19 protein-coding genes are annotated in these 20,064 nt (G+C 70.0%); 10 read left to right on the top strand and 9 right to left on the bottom strand.

Annotated elements, in window-relative coordinates:
- Positions 1-27 precede the first annotated feature (27 nt).
- Genes ABN611_RS06415 through ABN611_RS06405 form a run of 3 tightly spaced genes read left to right on the top strand, consistent with a single transcriptional unit; the run spans position 28 to position 3,192 of the window.
- On the top strand, positions 28-597 hold the full coding sequence (locus ABN611_RS06415; protein WP_350278857.1) for a heavy metal-binding domain-containing protein: 570 nt from the start codon (positions 28-30) through the stop codon (positions 595-597).
- Positions 587-1,951, top strand: a complete 1,365-nt coding sequence (locus tag ABN611_RS06410) for a GH1 family beta-glucosidase (protein WP_350278856.1) — start codon at positions 587-589, stop codon at positions 1,949-1,951. Before ABN611_RS06415 ends, ABN611_RS06410 begins: the two co-directional genes overlap by 11 nt.
- The gene (locus tag ABN611_RS06405) at positions 1,948-3,192 is read left to right on the top strand and encodes an MFS transporter (protein WP_350278855.1); all 1,245 of its coding nucleotides are present in this window, start codon (positions 1,948-1,950) and stop codon (positions 3,190-3,192) included. The genes ABN611_RS06410 and ABN611_RS06405 overlap by 4 nt, the downstream gene beginning before the upstream one ends.
- On the opposite strand, the gene ABN611_RS06400 is transcribed toward ABN611_RS06405, so the two are convergent.
- From ABN611_RS06400 to ABN611_RS06380, 5 genes are read right to left on the bottom strand one after another with little or no spacing between them, the layout of a single operon-like run.
- Complete coding sequence (locus tag ABN611_RS06400) at positions 3,123-4,442, bottom strand: crosslink repair DNA glycosylase YcaQ family protein (protein ID WP_350278854.1); 1,320 nt, start codon at positions 4,440-4,442, stop codon at positions 3,123-3,125. The genes ABN611_RS06405 and ABN611_RS06400 overlap by 70 nt on opposite strands.
- Positions 4,443-4,467: 25 nt before the next feature.
- The gene (locus tag ABN611_RS06395) at positions 4,468-5,769 is read right to left on the bottom strand and encodes an MFS transporter (RefSeq protein ID WP_350278853.1); all 1,302 of its coding nucleotides are present in this window, start codon (positions 5,767-5,769) and stop codon (positions 4,468-4,470) included.
- Between the two features lie 21 nt (positions 5,770-5,790).
- Positions 5,791-7,299: a tripartite tricarboxylate transporter permease gene (locus tag ABN611_RS06390; RefSeq protein ID WP_350278852.1), complete on the bottom strand. Its 1,509-nt coding sequence runs from the start codon at positions 7,297-7,299 to the stop codon at positions 5,791-5,793.
- Positions 7,299-7,805: a tripartite tricarboxylate transporter TctB family protein gene (locus tag ABN611_RS06385; RefSeq protein ID WP_350278851.1), complete on the bottom strand. Its 507-nt coding sequence runs from the start codon at positions 7,803-7,805 to the stop codon at positions 7,299-7,301. Before ABN611_RS06385 ends, ABN611_RS06390 begins: the two co-directional genes overlap by 1 nt.
- Positions 7,802-8,803, bottom strand: coding sequence for a tripartite tricarboxylate transporter substrate binding protein (locus ABN611_RS06380; RefSeq protein WP_350278850.1), 1,002 nt, complete (start codon positions 8,801-8,803; stop codon positions 7,802-7,804). The genes ABN611_RS06385 and ABN611_RS06380 overlap by 4 nt, the downstream gene beginning before the upstream one ends.
- Before the next feature lie 182 nt (positions 8,804-8,985).
- On the opposite strand from ABN611_RS06380, the gene ABN611_RS06375 reads away from it, so the two are divergent.
- The 3 genes from ABN611_RS06375 (at position 8,986) to ABN611_RS06365 (ending at position 13,669) form a co-directional block, all read left to right on the top strand.
- On the top strand, positions 8,986-10,635 hold the full coding sequence (locus ABN611_RS06375; protein WP_350278849.1) for an ATP-binding protein: 1,650 nt from the start codon (positions 8,986-8,988) through the stop codon (positions 10,633-10,635).
- Positions 10,632-11,297: a response regulator gene (locus ABN611_RS06370; RefSeq protein WP_350278848.1), complete on the top strand. Its 666-nt coding sequence runs from the start codon at positions 10,632-10,634 to the stop codon at positions 11,295-11,297. The genes ABN611_RS06375 and ABN611_RS06370 overlap by 4 nt, the downstream gene beginning before the upstream one ends.
- A 584-nt stretch (positions 11,298-11,881) precedes the next feature.
- Positions 11,882-13,669 (top strand): DUF222 domain-containing protein, encoded by a 1,788-nt coding sequence (locus ABN611_RS06365; protein WP_350278847.1) that lies wholly within the window; start codon positions 11,882-11,884, stop codon positions 13,667-13,669.
- An 870-nt stretch (positions 13,670-14,539) separates the two neighbouring features.
- On the opposite strand, the gene ABN611_RS06360 is transcribed toward ABN611_RS06365, so the two are convergent.
- Both ABN611_RS06360 and ABN611_RS06355 read right to left on the bottom strand, forming a co-directional pair.
- Positions 14,540-15,064 (bottom strand): gamma carbonic anhydrase family protein, encoded by a 525-nt coding sequence (locus ABN611_RS06360; RefSeq protein ID WP_350278846.1) that lies wholly within the window; start codon positions 15,062-15,064, stop codon positions 14,540-14,542.
- Between the two features lie 10 nt (positions 15,065-15,074).
- Positions 15,075-15,533 carry a T6SS immunity protein Tdi1 domain-containing protein gene (locus ABN611_RS06355; protein WP_350278845.1) on the bottom strand — a complete coding sequence of 153 codons (459 nt, stop codon included), beginning with the start codon at positions 15,531-15,533 and terminating at the stop codon, positions 15,075-15,077.
- A 51-nt stretch (positions 15,534-15,584) separates the two neighbouring features.
- Here ABN611_RS06355 and ABN611_RS06350 point away from each other — a divergent pair, with 51 nt between their 5' ends.
- Together ABN611_RS06350 and ABN611_RS06345 are read left to right on the top strand one after the other, a co-directional pair.
- Positions 15,585-16,757: an MFS transporter gene (locus ABN611_RS06350; RefSeq protein WP_350278844.1), complete on the top strand. Its 1,173-nt coding sequence runs from the start codon at positions 15,585-15,587 to the stop codon at positions 16,755-16,757.
- 9 nt (positions 16,758-16,766) lie between these two features.
- Entirely contained in the window at positions 16,767-17,129 is a 363-nt protein-coding gene (locus ABN611_RS06345; RefSeq protein WP_350278843.1) for a cupin domain-containing protein, read from the top strand.
- A 1-nt stretch (position 17,130) separates the two neighbouring features.
- On the opposite strand, the gene ABN611_RS06340 is transcribed toward ABN611_RS06345, so the two are convergent.
- Positions 17,131-17,721 (bottom strand): TetR/AcrR family transcriptional regulator, encoded by a 591-nt coding sequence (locus ABN611_RS06340; RefSeq protein ID WP_350278842.1) that lies wholly within the window; start codon positions 17,719-17,721, stop codon positions 17,131-17,133.
- A 114-nt stretch (positions 17,722-17,835) separates the two neighbouring features.
- On the opposite strand from ABN611_RS06340, the gene ABN611_RS06335 reads away from it, so the two are divergent.
- Together ABN611_RS06335 and ABN611_RS06330 are read left to right on the top strand one after the other, a co-directional pair.
- The gene (locus tag ABN611_RS06335) at positions 17,836-19,215 is read left to right on the top strand and encodes an MFS transporter (protein WP_350278841.1); all 1,380 of its coding nucleotides are present in this window, start codon (positions 17,836-17,838) and stop codon (positions 19,213-19,215) included.
- Positions 19,205-19,690 (top strand): GNAT family N-acetyltransferase, encoded by a 486-nt coding sequence (locus ABN611_RS06330; RefSeq protein ID WP_350278840.1) that lies wholly within the window; start codon positions 19,205-19,207, stop codon positions 19,688-19,690. Before ABN611_RS06335 ends, ABN611_RS06330 begins: the two co-directional genes overlap by 11 nt.
- On the opposite strand, the gene ABN611_RS06325 is transcribed toward ABN611_RS06330, so the two are convergent.
- Entirely contained in the window at positions 19,675-20,043 is a 369-nt protein-coding gene (locus tag ABN611_RS06325) for an endonuclease/exonuclease/phosphatase family protein (RefSeq protein WP_350278839.1), read from the bottom strand. The two genes, ABN611_RS06330 and ABN611_RS06325, sit on opposite strands and share 16 nt — an antisense overlap.
- Between the last annotated feature and the right edge of the window lie 21 nt (positions 20,044-20,064).

The following is a 20,064-nucleotide window of genomic DNA, read 5'->3' as shown; positions in this document are numbered from 1 at the left end:
ACCCCCAGGCCTGTCAGGATTGGCCGCATGAGCCAGAACTTTCCTCCGAACCAGCCGTATCCGCCGCAGCAGCCGGGCTACCAGCAGGGTCCGCCGCCGGGCTACCAGGGCCCGCCGCCGGGGTACCAGCAGGGCCCGCCGCCGCAGGGATACGGCCAGCCGAACTACCAGTCGGCCCCGTCCAACGTGCCGCATGTCGCGCCGCAGGGTTCGCCGTACCCGGTGCTGGTCTCGACCATGAACGACCTGCCCGGGTACACCGCGGAGAAGGTGTACGGCGAGGTGTTCGGGCTGACCGTGCGGAGCCGGGACTTCGGGTCGAACTTCACCGCGAGCTTCCGGTCGCTGGGCGGCGGCGAGGTGCCGGAGTACACCCAGATGCTGGCCGAGTCGCGGCACGTCGCGGTGATGCGGATGTGCCAGATGGCGCAGCAGATGGGCGCGAACGCGATCCTCGCGATGCGGTTCGACTGCAACGAGATCGCGAACACGATGAGCGAGGTGGCGGCCTACGGGACGGCGGTCGTCGTGCGGAAGACCGAGGCCCCGCGGGCCCAGGACAAGACACCCGACGAGGACGATGCGAATGACAGCTGACCTCAAATTCCCGGCCGGATTCCGGTGGGGCGTCTCGACGTCGGCGTACCAGATCGAGGGTGCCGTGGCCGAGGACGGCCGCGGCACCTCCACCTGGGACACGTTCTGCGCCGAGCCGGGCCGGATCCTGAACGGCGACACCGGCGCGGTCGCGTGCGACCACTACCACCGGTACGCCGAGGACGTCGCGCTGATGCGGGAGCTCGGTGTGGACATGTACCGGTTCTCGTTCGCCTGGCCGCGGATCCAGCCGACGGGCAGCGGTCCGGGGAACGCGGCCGGCCTGGACTTCTACGACCGGCTGATCGACACCCTGCTCGGCGCCGGCATCCGGCCGGCGCCGACGCTGTACCACTGGGACACGCCGCAGCCGCTCGAGGACGCGGGCGGCTGGCTGTCCCGCGACATCACCGATCGGTTCGCGGAGTACGCCGGGATTCTCGGCGCCCGGTTCGCGGACCGGGTATCGACGTGGATCACGATCAACGAGCCGATGGTGCTGACGCTGATGGGCTACTCGCTCGGCGCGCACGCGCCCGGCAAGGAGCTGCTGTTCGACGCGCTCCCGGTCGCGCATCACCAGCTGCTCGCGCACGGCCGCGCGGTGCAGGCGCTGCGGGCCGCGGGCGCGCAGGAGATCGGCATCGCGTCGAACCACGCGCCGACCTGGCCGGCGAGCGACAGCGCGGAGGACAGGGAAGCGGCCGCGCTCTACGACAACCTGATCAACTGGCTGTTCGCGGATCCGGTCATCCTCGGCGAGTACCCGTCGGGCATGGGCGACGGCATGCCCGGTCCGGTCGCCGACGACCTTGCGATCATCTCCACGCCGGTCGACTTCTTCGGCATCAACCACTACGCGCCGGTCTCGGTCGGCGTCGCCACGGGTCAGGCGGACACGGCCGCGACCGACGGCGTCCTGCTGCCGCCCGGCCTGCCGTTCGAGCCGCGGACACTGACCGGCTACCCGACGACGGACTTCGGCTGGCCGGTGGTCCCCGACGCGTTCGGCGAGATCCTGCGGACCTTCCGGCAGCGGTACGGCGACAAGCTGCCGCCGCTCTACATCACCGAGAACGGCTGCGCGGTCAACGACGAGCCCGTCGACGGGGTGGTCTCCGACCAGCGCCGGATCGACTACCTGGACGGGTACCTGCGGTCGCTGAAGGCCGCGATCGACGACGGGATCGACGTCCGCGGGTACTTCCAGTGGTCGCTGCTCGACAACTTCGAGTGGGCGGCCGGGTACTCGCAGCGGTTCGGGCTCGTACACGTGGACTTCGAGACCCTCGAGCGGACGCCCAAGGCGTCGTACCACTGGTTCGGTGATGTGATCTCGCAGAGCCGGCGATGATTCCCGAGCCGGGGGTGGTGCCGTCCGCGCTGGCGGAGCCGACCGTCCGGGTGCGCGGCGGTTGGACCGCGGCCGTCGTGCTCGCGAACGTCGGCGTGTTCGCCGCCTGGCTCGGACCGATCCAGGTGCTGCTCGCGAAGCAGTCGGAGGCGGTTGCTCCGGGCAACAAGGAGTTCGTGTTCGGGCTGGTGACCGGGGTCGGCGCCGCGGTGTCCGTGGTCGCGAACCCGGCTTTCGGCGCGATCTCCGACCGTACGACGTCGCGGTACGGCCGCCGGGTCCCGTGGGTGGTGGCCGGTGCCGTTGGCGGTGCCATCGGTCTCGGGATCCTCTCGGGTGCGCAGCTGATCGTGTGGATGCTGGTCGGCTGGTGCCTGATGCAACTGTTCGGCAACGCATTGCTCGCGGCGGCGACGGCCGTCGTACCGGACCGGGTGCCGGTCACGCAGCGGGGTGTGGTCGGCGGGTGGGTGGCGATCTCGCAGGTGCTGGGCGCGTTGGTCGGGACCGCGCTGGCGGCCGCGTTCGACAGCTTCGCGCTCGGGTACGTCGCCTGCGCGGCGTTCCTGCTCTTCTCGGTGGTGCCTTATCTACTACGCAGCGGTGATGCGCCGCTGGCCGAGCGGCCGCCGTTCGCGCTCGGCGAGTTCTTCAAGGGCTTCTGGATCAGCCCGCGGCGGTACCCCGACTTCGGGTGGGCGTGGCTGACCCGGTTCCTGTTCAACGTGGGCAACGCGCTCGGCACGCTGTACCTCTTCTACTACCTGCAGGACGAGGTGGGGATCGACGACCCGGACACCGGCGTACTGATCCTGACCGCGATCTACAGCGTCTGCGTGCTGGTCACCGCGATCAGCTCCGGCCGGTGGTCGGACCGGTCGGGGCGGCGGAAGGTGTTCGTCACCGGGTCCGGCTGGGTGATGGCGGCGGCCGGTGTGATCCTCGCGGTGTGGCCGACCTGGCCGGGGGCGATCGTCGGCGCGATCGTGCTCGGCACCGGCTTCGGCGTGTACCTGTCCGTCGACTTCGCCCTGCTCACCCAGGTCCTCCCGAACGCCCGCGACCGCGCGAAGGACCTCGGCGTCATCAACATCGCCAACTCGCTGCCCCAGGTCCTGGCCCCCGCGATCGCCGCCCCGATCGTCAAGCACCTGGGCGGCTACCCGGTCCTCTACCTCTTGGCATCCTTGTTCACGGTCGTCGCCGGCGTACTGGTCACCCGGATCCGTTCCGTCAGCTGAGCGGCCGGCCGGCCGTCGGCGGTGACCGCGATGTTCTCGAGGCCGAGCCAGGACGCCATGAGGTGCAGTTCACCGGCCAGTTCCTCGACGAAGTCGGGTGCGTCGGGTTCGGGCGTGAGGGTGGGGATCACCAGCGTCGACGTCTGGCGGTCGGACTTGAGGTCGACGCGGGCCACGAGTCGGTCGCCCAGGAGGAACGGCAGGACGTAGTACCCGTGGACGCGTTGCGGTGCGGGCGTGTAGATGCTGATCCGGTAGAAGAAGTCGAACAGGTGATGGGTGCGGTCGCGGTTCCAGATCAGCGGGTCGAAGGGGGAGAGCAGGGCCCGCGCGTCGATCGGCCGGTCCGTGGCCTCGTGCCAGCGATACGCCTGCTGCTTGACGCCCTCGACGCGGACCGGGATCAGATCGCCGGCGTCGACCAGTTCACCGACGACCTCGCGGCCGGTGGCCGCGGGCAACGGGAAATGCGCCTGGCCACTGCCGCCGCACAGCTCCTTCAGCGTCGCGACCCCGAGGCCGCGCGCCGCGATCCGGACCAGCTCGCGACGGGCCTCGTCGGCGGTCGGTTCGGGGGCGTTGAGGACGTCGGCCGGCAGCACGCGCTCGGTCAGGTCGTAGCTCCGCTCGAAGTTCTTCCGCCCCGCGATCGTCACCTGGCCCGAGCAGAACAGGTACTCGATCGCGATCTTCGCGTCCTGCCAGTTCCACATCCGGCCCGTGGTCGGATCAGGGTCCGGGTCGGTGCGCTTCCGCCGTACGCCGTCCGGGCTGGCCTCACCCGCCGTCAACGGTCCGCGTTCCGTGACCAGTTGCAGTACCTGGTCGACGTACCCGGGCCGCTCGGCGGTCAGGCGGCGCATCCCCGCGACCACGGACCACGGCGCGGTCACGTCCGGACTGAGCTCGTCGTCCCATACCTGCCGCTCGGCCGCCCGCATCCGCCACCGCATCAACGGGTAGACGTCGAGCGGGAGCAGCGCGGCCTTGTGCCCCCAGAAGTACTCGAACAACTCCCGGTCCGGACCCCAACTCAGCTCGTCGAGCGTTGGGCGCGGATAGTTGCCGACCCGCGCGAACACCGGCAGATAGTGCGACCGGCACAACACGTTCACCGAGTCCAGTTGCAGCACGCCGACTTGCTGGACCGCCCCGCGCACATCACCCCCGCGAGGCTCCCCGAACCCCTGCGCCCCCAATGCCATCCTTCGCGCCTCGTCCCGCGACACCTCATCACCAACGGCCGCCATGAACCGAACCTACTCCGCGCAGGTGTTACGCGGGCACCGGCTGCGCCTGGTAGCTGAGGTCGAGGCGACGGTACGCCGTACTCGCGAACGCCAGCAGTACGACGACCAGCATCAGCAGGCTCGCGGCCACGAAGGCGAGCGCGATGCCCCGCGCCTGACCGCCGCCGAGCAGCCAGCCGAAGGTACTGCGGCCCGCCGCCGACTCCATGTACGGGATCAGCAGGAACTGCGCCGCCGGCCCGATCGCGAACGCCGCGACCGGCGTCGACGCGGTCTCGATGCTCTGCGCGAACCCGAACACCCGGCCCTGCTTCTCGAACGGCACCGTCCGCTGCAGGATCGTCTGCTCCGCCGCCTCCGCGATCGGGATCACCAGCATGAAGCCCAGCATCCCCAGCACCAGCAAGGACTGCCACTCGCGGACCGCCGTACCGAGGCCGACGACCGCGATCGCGACGTTCGCCAGCAGCAGGACCCGCAACGGCGAGCGGCCGAGGCCGAACTTCGCGACCAGCGCGCCGCCGGCGATGAACCCGAAGCTGGTGACGCCGAGCACGACGCCCCACGACTGCACCGAGAACAGGTTCAGCCCGTACGGGTCCATCAGCGCCATGAACACGCCCATGATCAGGTTGTTGAACGTGCTGAACAGGACCAGCGGCAGCAGCCCGGGGACGCCGCGCATGGTCCGCCAGGCGGTGCGTACGTCGATCCGCACCCGCTGGTGGTGCTCCGGCCGCGGCTCGTCGAGGTGGATCGCGAGCGTCAGGTGGACCAGTACGGCGCCGGTGAAGACGATCGCGATCGCGACCGTGCCGCCCATGCCGACGAACCCGACCGACAGGCCGCTGAGCACGCTGGTGATCAGGTGCGCGACACCGTTCACCGTGCCGACCAGACCGTTCGCCTTGTCGCGGCGGTCGGCCGGCACGAGCAGCGTCACCGCCGTCGAGAGCGCGATGCTCCGGAGCTGTCCGGCGGTGCTGCCGACCAGGACCAGCAGCGTGAACGCCCAGAACCACGGGTTGTGCCAGTCGGTCAGCTGCCGGCCCGCGACGACGTACAGGACGCCGGCGCCGGCGAAGGCGACGCCGGTGATCGAGCTGGACAGCACCATCGCGGTCTTCTTCCGGTGCGAGTCCACGATCGCGCCGAAGACCGTGCCGGACACGGCTCCGATCAGCATCGAGACACCTGAGACGACCGAGGCCGCGAGCACCGAGTGCGTCACCAGGTACACCCAGAACGCGAAGCCGAAGCTCAGGAACGTGGTCGTCACGTTCGCCACCAACGTGTTGATCAGCAACTGCCGGAAGGTCGGGTTCATACTTCTACGTCGAACACGACCTCAGGAAATTGACACGGCCTCCTTGGTGATCAGCCGGCGGCGGAGTTTGTCGAGCAGCGGAGCGGCCAGCAGGAGCGCGATCACGACGTAGATCACCCAGGAGACCGGGCCGCCGATCAGCCCCGAGAACTCGCCGTTGGACAGCTGGAGCGCCATCCGTGCCTGGCGCTCGGCGATCGGGCCGAGGATCACGCCGATGATCAGCGGGAGCACCGGCAGCCCGAAGCGGCGCATCGCGAAGCCGAGGAGGCCGAGCAGCAGGAGCAGCAGCAGGTCCAGCGGCTGCGCGTTGACGGCGTACGCGCCCATCGACGCGAAGAACAGGATCCCGGCGTACAGGTACGGGCGGGGGATCTGCAGCAGCTTCGCCCAGGCGGGCGCGAGCGGCAGGTTGAGCAGCAGCAGGAACAGGTTGCCGATGAACAGGCTCGCGATCAGCGCCCAGACAAGGCTCGACTCGCGCTGGAAGAGCAGCGGACCCGGCTGGATCCCGTACGACGTGAACGCCGCCAGCATCACGGCCGCGGTCGCGTTCGTCGGCAGGCCCAACGCCAGCATCGGGACGAGCGTTCCGGCGGCCGACGCGTTGTTCGCCGCCTCCGGCCCGGCGACACCCTCGATCGCGCCGTGCCCGAACTCCTCCGGGTGCTTCGACAGCTTCTTCTCGGTCGCGTACGACAGGAACGTCGGGATCTCCGCGCCACCGGCCGGCAGCGCACCGATCGGGAACCCGTACGCCGTCCCGCGCAACCACGGCTTCCACGACCGGCGCCAGTCGGACCGGCCCATCCACGGCCGCCCGACCGGGATCACCGTCCCGGGGTTCCGCCGCAGGTGCGCGGCCACCCACAGCGCCTCGCCGACCGCGAAGATCCCCACGGCGACGACCACCACGTCGATGCCGTCGGCCAGTTGCGGGATGCCGAGCGTCAGCCGCTGCTGGCCGGTCACCTTGTCGATGCCGACCAGCCCGATCACCAGGCCGAGCAGCAGCGCCGCGGACCCGCGGATCCGGGACGACCCGAGGACGGCGGTCGCCCCGGCGAACGCGAGCAGCATCAGCGCCAGGTAGTCGGGCGCGCCGAGACTGATCGCGAACTTCACCACCTGCGGCGCGACCAGCACCAGCAGCAGGGTCCCGATCGTCCCGGCCACGAACGACCCGATCGCCGCCGTCGCGAGCGCCTGCGCGGCCCGCCCGGCGCGGGCCATCTTGTTGCCCTCGATCGCGGTCACCACGGACGCCGACTCGCCCGGTGTGTTGAGCAGGATCGACGTGGTCGAGCCGCCGTACATGCCGCCGTAGAAGATGCCGGCGAACATGATGAACGCCTGCACCGGCTCGAGCCCGTACGTGATCGGCAACAGCAGCGCGACCGTCATCGCCGGCCCGATCCCCGGCAGCACGCCGACCGCCGTACCGACCGTGACACCGAGCAGCGCGAGCAGCAGGTTGAGCGGCGTGAGGACGTCGCCGAACCCGTTCACCAGGTTCATCAGGTTGTCCATCAGAGAATCCCTTGCAGTACGCCGGCCGGCAGGTTGACGCCGAGCCCGATCGCGAACGCGTAGAACGTGACCAGCGCCAGGCCGACGGCGATGAACAGGTTGCGGACGTGGTGCCGGCTGCCGAGCGCGAACGCCGAACCCCAGAACAGCAGGGTCCCGCTGATCACCCAGCCCAACGGGTCGATCAGCGCCAGGTTCAGCACGAACGCCGCGATCAGCAGCACCACGGTGCGCCAGTCGACGGGCGACGTGACGTCGACGTCCTCACCTTCCTCGGCCTCGCCCTGGCCGCCGCGGGCGACGTCGACGGCGTACAGGACGGCGACCAGGAGAAGCAGTACGCCGAGCACGATCGGGACCGGCTTCGGGCCGATCGGGTCGTTGCTGTTGGCAATGTGCTGGAGCCGGGCGGCGTCGGCGATCACCAGGACGCCGACCACTGCCAGGAACCCGCACACTCCGTACTGCGCTCGATCCGGCCGCCGGGTCGTGGCGGCCGTGCTCATGCCGCCAGCCCCAGCTTGGTCAGGATGTCCGCGACGGCCTTGTCCTGATCGGCGAGGAACTTGCCGAACTCGTCACCGGTCACGAACGCGTCCGTCCAGCCGCGCTTCTTCAGCTCGGCCTTCCACTGCTCCGAGTCGTGCATCTTGGTCAGCGAGTCGATCCAGACCTTCTTGTCCGCGTCGCTGATCTCCGGCGGCGCGACGATACCCCGCCAGTTCGTGAACACCAGGTCGATGCCGGAGTCCTTCAGCGTCGGCACGTCCTTGAGCGCGTCGATCGGCTTCTCGCTGGTCACCGCGAGAACGCGGACCTGACCGCTCTCCACCTGGTCGAGGAACTCTCCGAAGCCGCTCGCCCCGAAGGCAATCTTGCTGCCCAGCAGGGCCGGCAGCAGTTCGCCGCCACCGTCGTACGAGACGAAGTTGACGTCCTTGGGATTGATGCCGACGGCCTGCGCGAGCTGCATCGGCAGCAGGTGGTCGGGCCCGCCCGGCGACGAGCCGCCGCCGACGGCGAGACCCTTCGGGTTCGCCTTCCAGGCGGTGACCAGGTCCTGGATCGTCTTGTACGGCGAGTTCTTCGGGACGACGATCGCGCCGGCCTCCTCGATCATCTTGGCGATCGGGGTGGTCTGGGTGAGCGTCGCCTTCGACTTCGACGTGTACGTCGCACCGACGACGCCGAGGCCCATCTGCATCGCGAGCTTGCCGTTGCCCTTCTCGTTCACGATCCGCTGCAGGCCGACCGTGCCGCCGGCGCCCGGCAGGTTGAACACCTGCACGCCGGTCGCGATCTTCGCGTCGTCCATCACCTTCGCGGCGGTCCGGGCGGTGGTGTCGTACCCGCCGCCGGCGGTGTTCGGCACCATCAGCCGCAGGCCGGTGGCCGGTTTCCCGCTGTCCGCGGTGGACGTCTCGGACTTGTCGGCGGTCGCGCCGCAGGCCGTCAGGCTGAGCAGCGCGAGGAGTGCTGTGGACGCCAGGAGCCTTGACCTCATCGGCGGAGTCCTTTCCAGAGGGGATCAGGTGGCGACGATCGTGGACCTCCGGCGGTCGGGCCGTCTGCGTTGTGGCCGCAGCGGTGGTTGAGTTCATTGTGGTCACGGGCGGAACCTGGATGAAGTGTGGCACTCGGGCTCCGGACCGGTGATCATGCGGTTCGACGGGCGAGGAGGTGACCATGGGAAGACTGGGACGACGACCGACGCTGGCCGGGCAGCTGCTCGTGCTGCAGCTGGCGATCGTCGTGGTCGTGCTCGTGGCGGTCGCCGCGGTCTCACTCGCCCAGTCGGCCGCCACCTTCAACCGGGTCGAGGGGCGTCGTGTCACCCTGCTGGCCGAGCAGCTCTCGGCGAGTCCGGCGCTGCGGTTCAACATCCGGAACCCGGCGCCCGCGGAGACGCTCGCGCCGACGCTGCAGGCGAGCATCGCGCAGTCCGGTGTCAGCTCGATCACGGTCGCGGACGCGCGCGGAAAGGTGATCGCGGCAACCAACGTGACGCTGATCGGGACGGCGCTCACGCTCGGTGACGACGGCGTGCGGACCGGGCGCGGCTGGTCCGGTCAGCTGGAGGGTGACGACGGGAAGGAACTGGTCGCGCAGGTTCCGGTGCTCAGCGAGGGCAAGGACGCGAACGGCAAGCCGGACGGCACGCTCGGTGACCACATCGGCACCGTGATGGTCGGTGAGCGCGTCCCCTCGATACCGCAGCGGCTCCGCGGCGCGTCGTCGTACCTGGCGATCTATCTCGGGATCGCCTGCGTCCTCGGCCTGCTCGGCTCGTGGCTGCTCGCGCGGCGGATCAAACGCCAGACGCTCGGCCTCGAACCGCGCGAGATCGCCGGCCTCGCCGAACACCGGGAGGCCATGCTCTACGGGCTCGCGGAGGGAGTCGTTGCCCTGGACCCCCATCTGCGCGTGACGCTCGTCAACGACGTCGGCCGGCGGCTGCTCGACCTCCCCGACGACGCGACCGGCAAGAGCCTGCGCGAGCTGGGGATCGAAGGGCGGCTGCGCGAGGTCCTTGCCGGTGACGACGACGCGCGCGACGCTGTCGTCGTACGGCGTGGACGGGTACTGGTGATGAACCGGATGAGCGTGACCAAGGACGGGCGGTCGCTCGGCTCGGTCACCACGCTCCGCGACCGGACCGAGCTGGCGCAGCTCGAGCGGGAACTCGGGTCGTTCCGGTCGTCCGCGGAGTTGCTGCGGGCGCAGACGCACGAGTTCGCCAACCAGTTGCACACGATCTCGGGGCTGATCCAGATCGGGGAGTACGACGAGGTGGTCACGTACGTCGGCGCGCTCAACCGGTACCGCGAATCGCTCGACCTGACCGTGACACGGCGGGTCCACGACACGACGGTCGCCGCGTTGCTGATGGCGAAGTCCTCGCTCGCGGCCGAACGCCGGGTGGAGCTCCGCGTGTCCGAGCGGACCACGCTGCTGCGGCTCGAGCCGGCACTGTCCGCCGACATCGCGACCGTCCTCGGCAATCTCGTCGACAACGCGGTCGACGCCGCGGCCCAGTCAGGTACGCCGCTGTCGCCCGCGTGGGTCGAGGTCGAACTCCGCCAGGACGCGACCAGCGTGGAGATCGTGGTCCGCGACTCCGGGCCGGGGGTTGCGCCGGAGCTGGCGCAGGAGGTGTTCGCGCACGGCTTCACCACCAAGGCCGCGGCCGAAGGAGAGCGCGGGATCGGCCTCGCGATGACCCGCCTGATCTGCCGCCGCCGCGGCGGCGAGGTCGCGGTCACGAACCTGTTGGAGGGCGGTGCCGCGTTCGTGGCGCGGATGTCGACCCAACGCACGCCGGAAGGAGCCCGATGATCAAGGTCCTGGTCGTCGACGACGACTTCATGGTCGCCCGCATCCACCGCGGGTTCGTCGACCGCGTGGACGGCTTCGAGGTCGTCGGTACGGCGAACTCCGGCGACCAGGCGGTGGCCGCACTCGGCGACCTCGCACCCGACCTGGTCCTGCTGGACCTCTACCTGCCCGACGTCTTCGGCATCGACCTGATCGCCCGGCTGCGCGCCGTACAACCGGACGTCGACATCCTCGTCATCACCGCCGCCCGCGAAGCCGACGCGGTCCGCGGCGCTGTCCGGCAAGGTGTCGTCAACTATCTGCTGAAACCCTTCGGTTTCGAGGACCTCCGTGCGAGGCTCCAGGAGTACGCCCGCCGCCGGGCCAGCGTCCCCGACCAGGTCACCTCCCAGGCCGACGTCGACCGCGTCCTGGCGGCCCCTACGCGCCAACTGGTCAACCGCCTCCCCAAAGGCCTCAGCCAGGAAACCGCCGACCTGGTCACCGCCGCCCTCCGAGCCACCCCCGACAACCTCTCCGCCGCCGAATGCGCTGAGAAAATCGGCATCTCCCGAGTCAGCGCGCGCCGCTACCTGGAATTCCTAACCACCCAAGGCCAAGCCGAAGTAACCCTCCGCTACGGCACCACCGGCCGCCCGGAACGCCGGTACAACTGGCGCTGATACATCTGACCCACGCGTGCTTCGCGGCCGCTCCCTTCGTCGCTCCGCTCCTCAGCGCACCCGCTTCGCCCGCTCCCACCCACCCCGGGCTTAACGCCCGGACCTCTGTTCCCGGCAACCGCCGGGCCCTTCCGGCTTGCGCCGGGCTCTTCCGGCTTGCGCCGGGCTCTTCCGGCTGCCGCCGGCAGCTTTCGGCTCGCGCCGTTGTTCCCGGCTACGCCGGGCTCCTCCGGCTTACGCCGGGCTGTTCCGGCATGCGCCGGGTCCTTTCCGGCTGACGCCGGCCCATTCCGCCTGCCGTCGAGAGCTTCGGGCCACCGCCGGGCGATCCGGCTTGGGCCGGGAGTTGCGGGCTGCCGCCGGCGAGTTTTGCGAGCTGCCGCTCGCGTGCGACGACCAGGGCCGACACCCCACCCGGAACCAACCGGAACGACACGCCCGCGACCCGGCCCGCGACGACTGCGCAACCGCACCCCGACCATCCGCGCCGCAACAGCCGGAAGCAGCTGGAATCCCTTACAGGTAAGGGATTCCAGTGCATAGCCGATTTGCCCGTGACCATTCCGTGACCTACAATAGAACACATGTTCGACGACGGTCTGGATGGGCTCAGCGACACGGACCTGCTGTCCGCGGCCGCCGAGTACGCCCGGGCTCAAGAACAGGCCGCGGTCGGCATCCTGCGCGCCGCGCTGGCGTTTGCCGACCACAACGCCGTGGTCGAGGGCTACCAGCCGCTGCCCGGCCACGAACGGCACCTGGTCTACGGCGGCGACGGCTGCCCCGGCGTCGCCGAGTTCGCCCCGATCGAGTTCGGCGCGGTCCTCGGCATGTCCAGCGGCGCCGCCGCCTGTCTGATCGGCGAAGCCCTCGCCCTACGCCACCGCCTCCCCAAAGTGTGGGCCGCCGTACTGTCCGGCCAGGCACTGTCGTGGCGGGCCCGCAAGATCGCCCACGCCTGCCTCACCCTCTCCCAGGAAGCCGCCGCGATCGTCGACCGCCGCGTGGCCGGCATCGTCAACACCGTCACCCCGGGCAAACTCAAGTCGATCGTCACCGCCGCGGTATGGGAAGCCGACCCCGAACAGGCCGAGGCCGACGCCCGAGCAGCCGCGAAAACCCGCGGCGTGTTCGTCGCCCAGTCCGACGAACACGGCACCAAACGCATCTGGGTCCGCGCCGCCGCCGGCGCCGTGATCCGCTTCGACGCCACCATCGACGACCTCGCCCGCGCCCTCGCCATCCTCGGCGACCCCGACCCCCTCGACGAACGCCGCGCGAAGGCCATCGACTGGATCGCCGACCCCGAAGCAGCCCACTACCTCCTCCAAGTAGCCCGCTACCTCGCCCAAACCCTGCCCAACACCACACCAGCCCCCGCGCACAGCCCCGCCGACGGCGCCGAGTCGGCCGACCCTATGGACTGGGCGGACGACTTCGCCGACGACGCCGCGACGGCTCCTGCGGATCCCGGCCACCGCCCTGCCAGCGAGTCCGCCGATGACCCCTTGAGTGAGCCGTCTGGCTACTGGTGCGACAGCGAGGCCGGCTGCGAGGCCGGCTGCGAGGCCGATTGCGAGGCCGATTGCGAGGCCGATTGCGAGGCCGATTGCGAGGAGCGCGGTGCGGCCGGCGCCAGCGCGGACGTTCGGGTGGAGGGCGGCGCGGTTGGTGTGGATGGAGTGGATGATGTGGATGGTGTGGATGGTGTGGATCGGTTCTCGCGGCGGGTGCTGGCGGGTTCGCTGCCGGAGCGGTTGGCTGCGATCAAGCGTGACAGTCACCGTTACGGGCTCGGAGCCGGCAGCGGCTCAACTCAGGGGATCGGTCGGCGCCGTCGGAACCGGCACACGCTGTACGTGCACCTGACCGACAAGACCCTCGCCACCGGCCGCGGGGTGTTGCGGATCGAGGAGCTCGGCCCGTTGCTGGCGAGCCAGCTGCGCGAGCTGCTCGGGCACGCTCAGGTCGTGGTGAAGCCGGTGATCGACCTGCACGACCAGGTCAGCGTGCACAGCTACGAGATCCCCGACCGGATCCGCGAACGCGTCCGGCTGCGCCACCCGGTGGACATGTTCCCCTACGGCGCCGCCGAGGCCACCGCCTCCATGGACCAAGACCACATCACCCCCTACCGCCACACCAAGACCGGGCCACCAGCCAAAACGGGCGGTCCGCCCGGGCCGGGGCAAACCAGCCTCGACAACCTCATACCGCAAAGCCGACTCCACCACCGCGCGAAAACCTTCGGCGGGTGGCGTAACCGACGCCTGCCCACCGGTGCGGTCGAGTGGATCAGCCCGCACGGGTTCCGCTTCATCGTCGACCACAACGGCACCCATTCACTCCCACACGCACAAGCCCCCAGCTGATAGCACGCCGGATCACAACAAGCTGATCGCGCGTCGGTGTCGAGATCCTGCTTCCGAGTGACGATTGCAGACCTCACCTGCAGCGGAAGACCGCCCCCCATCAGGCAGACACTGCTCGTGCCGCTCGTGCCGGCATGCTGTCTGTGCGGGCTGCGCCGGGCATGCTGGTCGTGCGACTATGCCGCGCATGCCCGTCTGTGGCGACTGTGGGGATCGGATGCGTTGCTGCTTGGCTGTCGTCGTGGCTGGGTTGTGTGATTGCTTGGGGCTCGCCTGTTGGGCGTTGCCCTCGCGCTGCTGATGTGGTTCGGGTGAGGCGCCTGTGAGCTCGTTGCTATGGGATCGGGCCTGGGCTCCGTGGCCGTCGGCGGACACGTGGCTGGTTGGGTGCGCGGATGATTTTGGCAGGCGGGTGCAGCAGGTTGTGCGGTGTCTGGCGAGTTGTGCGAAGGAGCGAAGTTGTCGGCCCAGCCGTACTTCGTTCGTCCTTTGCGCGGATGGGTTCGGTGCGGTCCGCCGGTCGTGGTGGTGCTTGGACAAGCGCACGCCGACCAGAGCAGGTCCAAGCCAGTCGGCTTTGGTGTAGTGCAGTCGGTTGGGTGTGGCTCGTGGGCGGCTGCCGCAAATCCCGGCGGCTAGCCGGAACTGCCGGCGGAAGCCGGAAACTCCTGGCGGGAGCCGGACATGTCTGACGGGAGCCGATAGCCCGGCAGCAGCTGGAAACATCCGGCGGCGGAGACACCCGGAAAACTGAGGCTCTGGGCGCTAGCCCGGGGGCGTGTGCGTGCGGCTGCGTTTGTGGGGCGTGGTGGTGGCGGTAGCGGTCGCGTTGCGCGCGTGGGGCGGACTCAGTGTCGTCCCACCATCGCCCTAGTCCTCGATGAGTTCGACTGTGGTGGCGTGGCGTTCGGCCAAGGCGTGGTAGACGGCGGCGTTGTGGTCTACGAAGAGTTTGGCGGTGCCTTCTAGCGGGATGATCTTTTTGGCGGGGCTGCCCATTGCGACCGACTCCGGGGGGATGACGGTGCCGGGGGTGACGGTGGCGCCGGCGGCGATCAGGGAGCGGTTGCCGACGACGGCGCCGTCGAGGACGATGGCGCCGTTGCCGACCAGGGCCTGTTCGCCGATGGTGCAGTCGTGGACCAGGCACTGGTGGCCGACCGTCGCGTTCGGGCCGATCTCGCAGCCGTTGTGGCCGACGTGGATGACCGTGTTGTCCTGGATGTTGGCGCCGGCGCGGATCGTGATCGTGCCGAGGTCGGCGCGGATCACGGCGCCGTACCAGATCGACACCCCGGCCTCGACGACGACGTCGCCGACGAGGGTGGCGGTCGGTGCGATCCACGCGTCGGGGTGGACGGTCGGGCGCTTACCTTCGAAGGCGTACAGCGGCATGCGGCAAACCTTATGTGACCGTGATCCCGCTGATCGGCGTACCGGGTGGCAGGTCGCGGATCTGGGTGTGGATCTGGCCGAGGATGTTCAGCGACACCACGAAGTCCATGACCTCGACGTTGTCGAGCGTGAGCTCACCCCCGAGCTGCGGCGGATGCGCGAACGAGTACACCTCGTCCCCGGACGGTACGACGCCCTGCTGGGCGGCGCCGAACGCGAGACCGGCGAGTAGGTACTGGTCCTGCCCGTCCTCCGTGTTCAGCTCGGCCTGCAACGCGTCGGCTCCGGACCACGGCCGGGTCAGCGTGCCTTCGAGCGTGTCCAGCCACCAGAACCCGTCCGCCGCCTGGAAGAACACGTCCCCGAACGGCGACGTGAACACCGGCACCTTCCCGTCCAGGTCCAGAAAGGCCCAGGAATCGAGCGCCAGTGCGTACTGCTCGTCCGAGAACGTCCGCGTCAGCTCCATCCGGTCAGCGTAGGCGCGGCAGGGGCCCCGGGCGGCAACTAGGGTGAACGGATGCTCAAACCAGTCGCCGGTTTCGCCGCGTTCGGCCTGTTCTGGGGTGCGTGGGGCGCGATCCTGCCCGCGATCCGGGCCGGCGCCGGGGTGAACGACGGCGAGCTCGGTGTGGCGCTGCTGATGATCGGGCTCGGGGCCCTGGTGTCGATGCGGTTCACCGGGTACCTGATCGATCGGTACGGCGGCATCGTGCTTCCGGTGGTGACGGTGGCGTTCGCGCTCTGCGGCGTACTGCCCGCGCTCGCAGGCTCGGCGGTCTCGCTGAGCGCCGCGCTGTTGCTGCTTGGAGCAACTTCCGGCGCGACGGACGTGGCGGTGAACGCGGCCGGATCGCACGCCGAGGAGGTCACCGGGCGACCGGTGATGAACCTCGCGCACGGGATGTTCTCGGTCGCGGTCGTGGTGGCGAGTCTCGGTACGGCGGGACTCCGGGCCGCCGGCGTCGGCGCACTCCCGGTGCTGGGCGCGGCCGCCGCGCTGATCGTGCTCACGGCCGTCATTGCCCTCACACCGGGAGCGACCACGGCGAAACCCAGCTCTCAGACGACAGCGGCCGATGCGGTGCCCAGCGAGAGGCCGACGAGACAGCCGGTGCTTCTCGTCCTCGGCGGGCTCTGCGCCCTCGCCTACCTGGTCGAGAACGCCTGGCAGAGCTGGAGCGCCGTACACCTGGACACCTCACTAAACGCCACAGCCGGCCTCTCATCCATCGCCCCAGCCGTCTTCGCCGCCGCAGCCGCCACCGGCCGCTTCGCAGGCAACGCCGTACTGAAGCGCGTCCGCCCAGTCCCTCTCCTCATGGCCGGTGCCGCCATCGCCGCAGTCGGCTCGCTCATCGCAGCCACCGCAGGCAACTCGTGGACAGCGCTAGCCGGTATCGGCGTCGCAGGCCTCGGCACGTCGGTCTGCGCGCCGACCATCATCGGAATGGCCGGAGCCTGGGCCGGGCCCGAGCGTCGCGCAGGCGCGATCTCGGTGGTGACCACCATCGCGTACCTCGGTTTCCTGGTCGGTCCCGCGGCCGTCGGCGCGCTCTCGTCCGCCTGGTCGCTGCCGTCCGCCCTGGCGAGCGTCGCCGTACTCGCGGTCGTCGTCGCGGCGCTCGCCCCGGTCGGCGGTCGGCTGGCGAAGGCCCCGGTGCGCAGTTACCGTGACTCGGGACCGATCTAGGAGGGTGGCATGACGGAGATCGCGAAATCCGGGGCCGCGGTGATCAGCCGCGCCGACGGGCGGGACGACGGCGAGGACTGGACCGAGAACTACACCGAGCTGCCAGGTGGGGCCGGTGTCTCGCTGATCATGGAATCGACGACGCAGGAGGGCGTCGGGCCGCGGCTGCACATGCATCCGTACGCCGAGACGTTCATCATCCGGCGTGGTTCGGCGACGTTCACGGTCGACGGCGAGGAGATCGTCGGCCGCGCCGGCCAGATCCTGGTGGTCCCGGCCGACACCCCGCACAAGTTCCGCACCGGGCCCGAGGGCTACGAGGCGGTCCACATCCACGCGAACCCGACGTTCGAGACGACCTGGCTGGAGTAGGTCATTCCGGCACGCGTTCGCCCGGCGGGGTGAACGCGGCCAGCACCGTCGTGGTGATGTAGTGCGCCGCCTGGTCGGACGTGATCCGTCCGGCCTGGATGTCACCGGCGGCGCCGTGCATCACGTTGTGCATCACGCTGAGCAGCCACGCCACGGGCAGATCGCTCCGGAAGACGCCCGCTTCGCGGCCGCGTTCGAGCAGCCGCTCCGCACGCGTCATCGGGTCGGCGTGCAGTTCCCGCACGCGCCCGGGCGGCAGCGCCTCCGACGCGGCGACGAGTAGCGCCCGGTACTGGTCCACCAGGTGCCAGCTCGACTCGATCAACCGGCCCAGCGCCTCGCGCGGATCCCCGGACAGGTCGACCTTCCCGAGCGTCTCCTCGCCGGCCGCGATCGCCTGCACGAACACCGCGTCGACCAGCTCGGCCCGCGACGGGAAGTGCCCGTACAGGGTCACCCGTCCGACCCCGGCCGCCTTCGCGATCTCCGACGTACTCGCGGCCGGGTTGCGGCCCAGGCACTCGGCCGCCGCGGTCAGGATCGCGGCGATGTTCCGCTGGGCGTCGGCCCGCCTGGTGGTCGTGCCTGCCATCCGGCCTCCCTGATCTCGAACATCTCTGTACGAATTCCTCTTGTCGAACACCAGTGTACGAGTTAATCTCCTCGTACAACCCGTACACACCTGTTCAACTTAAGGATGGAGATCATGACGCAACCCGACCCCCGGCGGTGGCGACTGCTGGGGCTGCTCGCCGTCGCGCAGTTCATGCTGATCCTGGACGTCACCGTGGTGGCGATCGCGCTGCCGAACATCGAGACCGACCTCCAGCTCAGCCGGGAGACCCTGACGTGGGTGGTCAGCGCGTACACGCTGATGTTCGGCGGCCTGATGCTGCTCGGTGGCCGCGCCGCCGACCTGTTCGGTTCCCGCCGCGTGGTCCTGACCGGCCTGCTCGTGTTCACGCTGGCCTCGCTGGTCACCGGTCTCGCGGCCGGCCCCGAGGTCCTGCTCGGCGGCCGCGTCGCGCAAGGCATCGGCGCGGCGATGCTGTCGCCGGCCGCGCTGGCGGTGGTCACGAAGACGTTCGACGCCGAGGAGCGCAACAAGGCGCTCGGCATCTGGTCCGCGATGGGCGGCGGCGGCTCCGCGATCGGCGTACTGCTGGGTGGTCTGCTCACCGCGGGCCCCGGCTGGCAGTGGGTGTTCTACATCAACCTGCCGATCGGCCTCGTCGTGTTCGCCGCGCTGCTGCGGATGCTGCCCGCCGACACGCCGAGCGAGCAGCCGGGGCGTCTCGACGTACCGGGGGCGCTGCTGGTCACGGCCGGCACGGGTACGGCGATCTACGCGCTCATCAACGCCGGCGACCAGGGCTGGCTCTCGGTCGCGACGCTCGGCACGCTGGCCGGTGCCCTGGTCCTGTACGGCGTGTTCGCCTGGGTCCAGCGCACTGTCAAGTCACCGCTGATGGACCTCCGGATCTTCACCCGCCGCCCGGTCACCGCGGGTACCTTCATGATCCTGGTCGCGACCGCGCTGATGATCTCGATGTTCTTCCTGGGCTCGTTCTACCTGCAGCACTTCAAGCAGTACGGCGCGCTGCGCACCGGGCTGCTGTTCCTCCCGGTAGCGGTCGCCGCGATCGTCGGGGCGCAGGTCGCGGGCCACGTCGTCGGCCGGACCGGGGCGCGGCCGATCGCCGTCGTGGGCTTCCTGATCACCGCGGCCGGCGTGGCTGTCCCCGCGATCTGGGAGGGTGCTGCCGTGATCGTGACCGGGATGACCGTCGCGACGATCGGGCTCGGCGCCGCGTTCGTGGCGTCGTCGACCACGACGTTCACGAACATCGACTACCGGGAGGCCGGGCTGGCGTCCGGGATCCTGAGCACGTTCCACGAGTTCGGCGCCTCGCTCGGGGTCGCCGTGGTCTCGAGTGTCGCGGCCGCGAGCCTCGCCGGTACCGTGACGACCGGGTTCACGCGCGGCTTCACGTTCGCCGCGGTCACCGCCGCGGTGGCGGCTGCTCTGGCGCTGCTCGTCGTACCCGCGTTCAAGCCTTCGAGGGGAGAGGTTCATGCCCACTGAGATCCGCCGCGCGGTGGTCGCGGATGCGGAGACCGTGCTGACCATGATGGGGGAGCTGGCCGAGTACCAGGACCAGCGCGCGGACGTCACGGCGAGTGTGGCCGACTGGCAAGGGTTCCTCGCCCGCGAGGACGTGGTCGTGCTGATCGCCGAGGTCGACGGCGCCGTCGCGGGGTACGTCTCCGCGCTGCGCCGCCCGTACCTCTGGGTCGGCGGCGACCACCTCGCGCTCGACGACCTCTACGTCCGCGAGCAGTTCCGCGACCGCGGCGTCGGCCGGGAGCTGATGCTGGCGCTGGCCCGGCACGCACTGCCGGACCGGCTCCCGATCAGCTGGGGCCTGCGCCTCGAGAACACCGCCGGCTACCGCTTCTACGAGCGCCTCGGCGCCAGGCTCGTCACCAAGACGGCCGCCGGCTGGTCACCGGAGGCGTACGAGCGCCAGCTGAACGAGACCGCTCAGCTGAGCGAATAGGTCGCAGCCACCGGGAAGTGGTCGGAGGCGAAGCTCAACGGCACCGACGCCACGGTCGGAACCAGCTGCGCGGAGTGCAGCTGGTAGTCGATCCGCGTGATCGGGATCGGCACCGGACTGGTGAACCCGAAGCCGAAGCCCTCCTCCGACCACGCGTCGGCCCAGTGCGTGGTGAGCGTGCGCATCTCGGCCGACGTCGGTACGGCGTTCATGTCGCCGACCAGCAGCGTCGCCTCGGGCGCGTCCTTCAGCAGCGCGACGATCGCGTTGGCCTGCTCGACGCGCTCGCCGTCGTCGATCGTCGACAGGTGCGTGTCGGCGAACCGCAGCGGCGTACCGCCGACGTCGATCACCACCTCCAGCAGACCGCACTG

Origin of the sequence: Kribbella sp. HUAS MG21 (genome assembly GCF_040254265.1) — a bacterium.
Classification (GTDB): Bacteria; Actinomycetota; Actinomycetes; order Propionibacteriales; family Kribbellaceae; genus Kribbella.
This window is presented reverse-complemented; position numbering and strand designations above follow the sequence as displayed.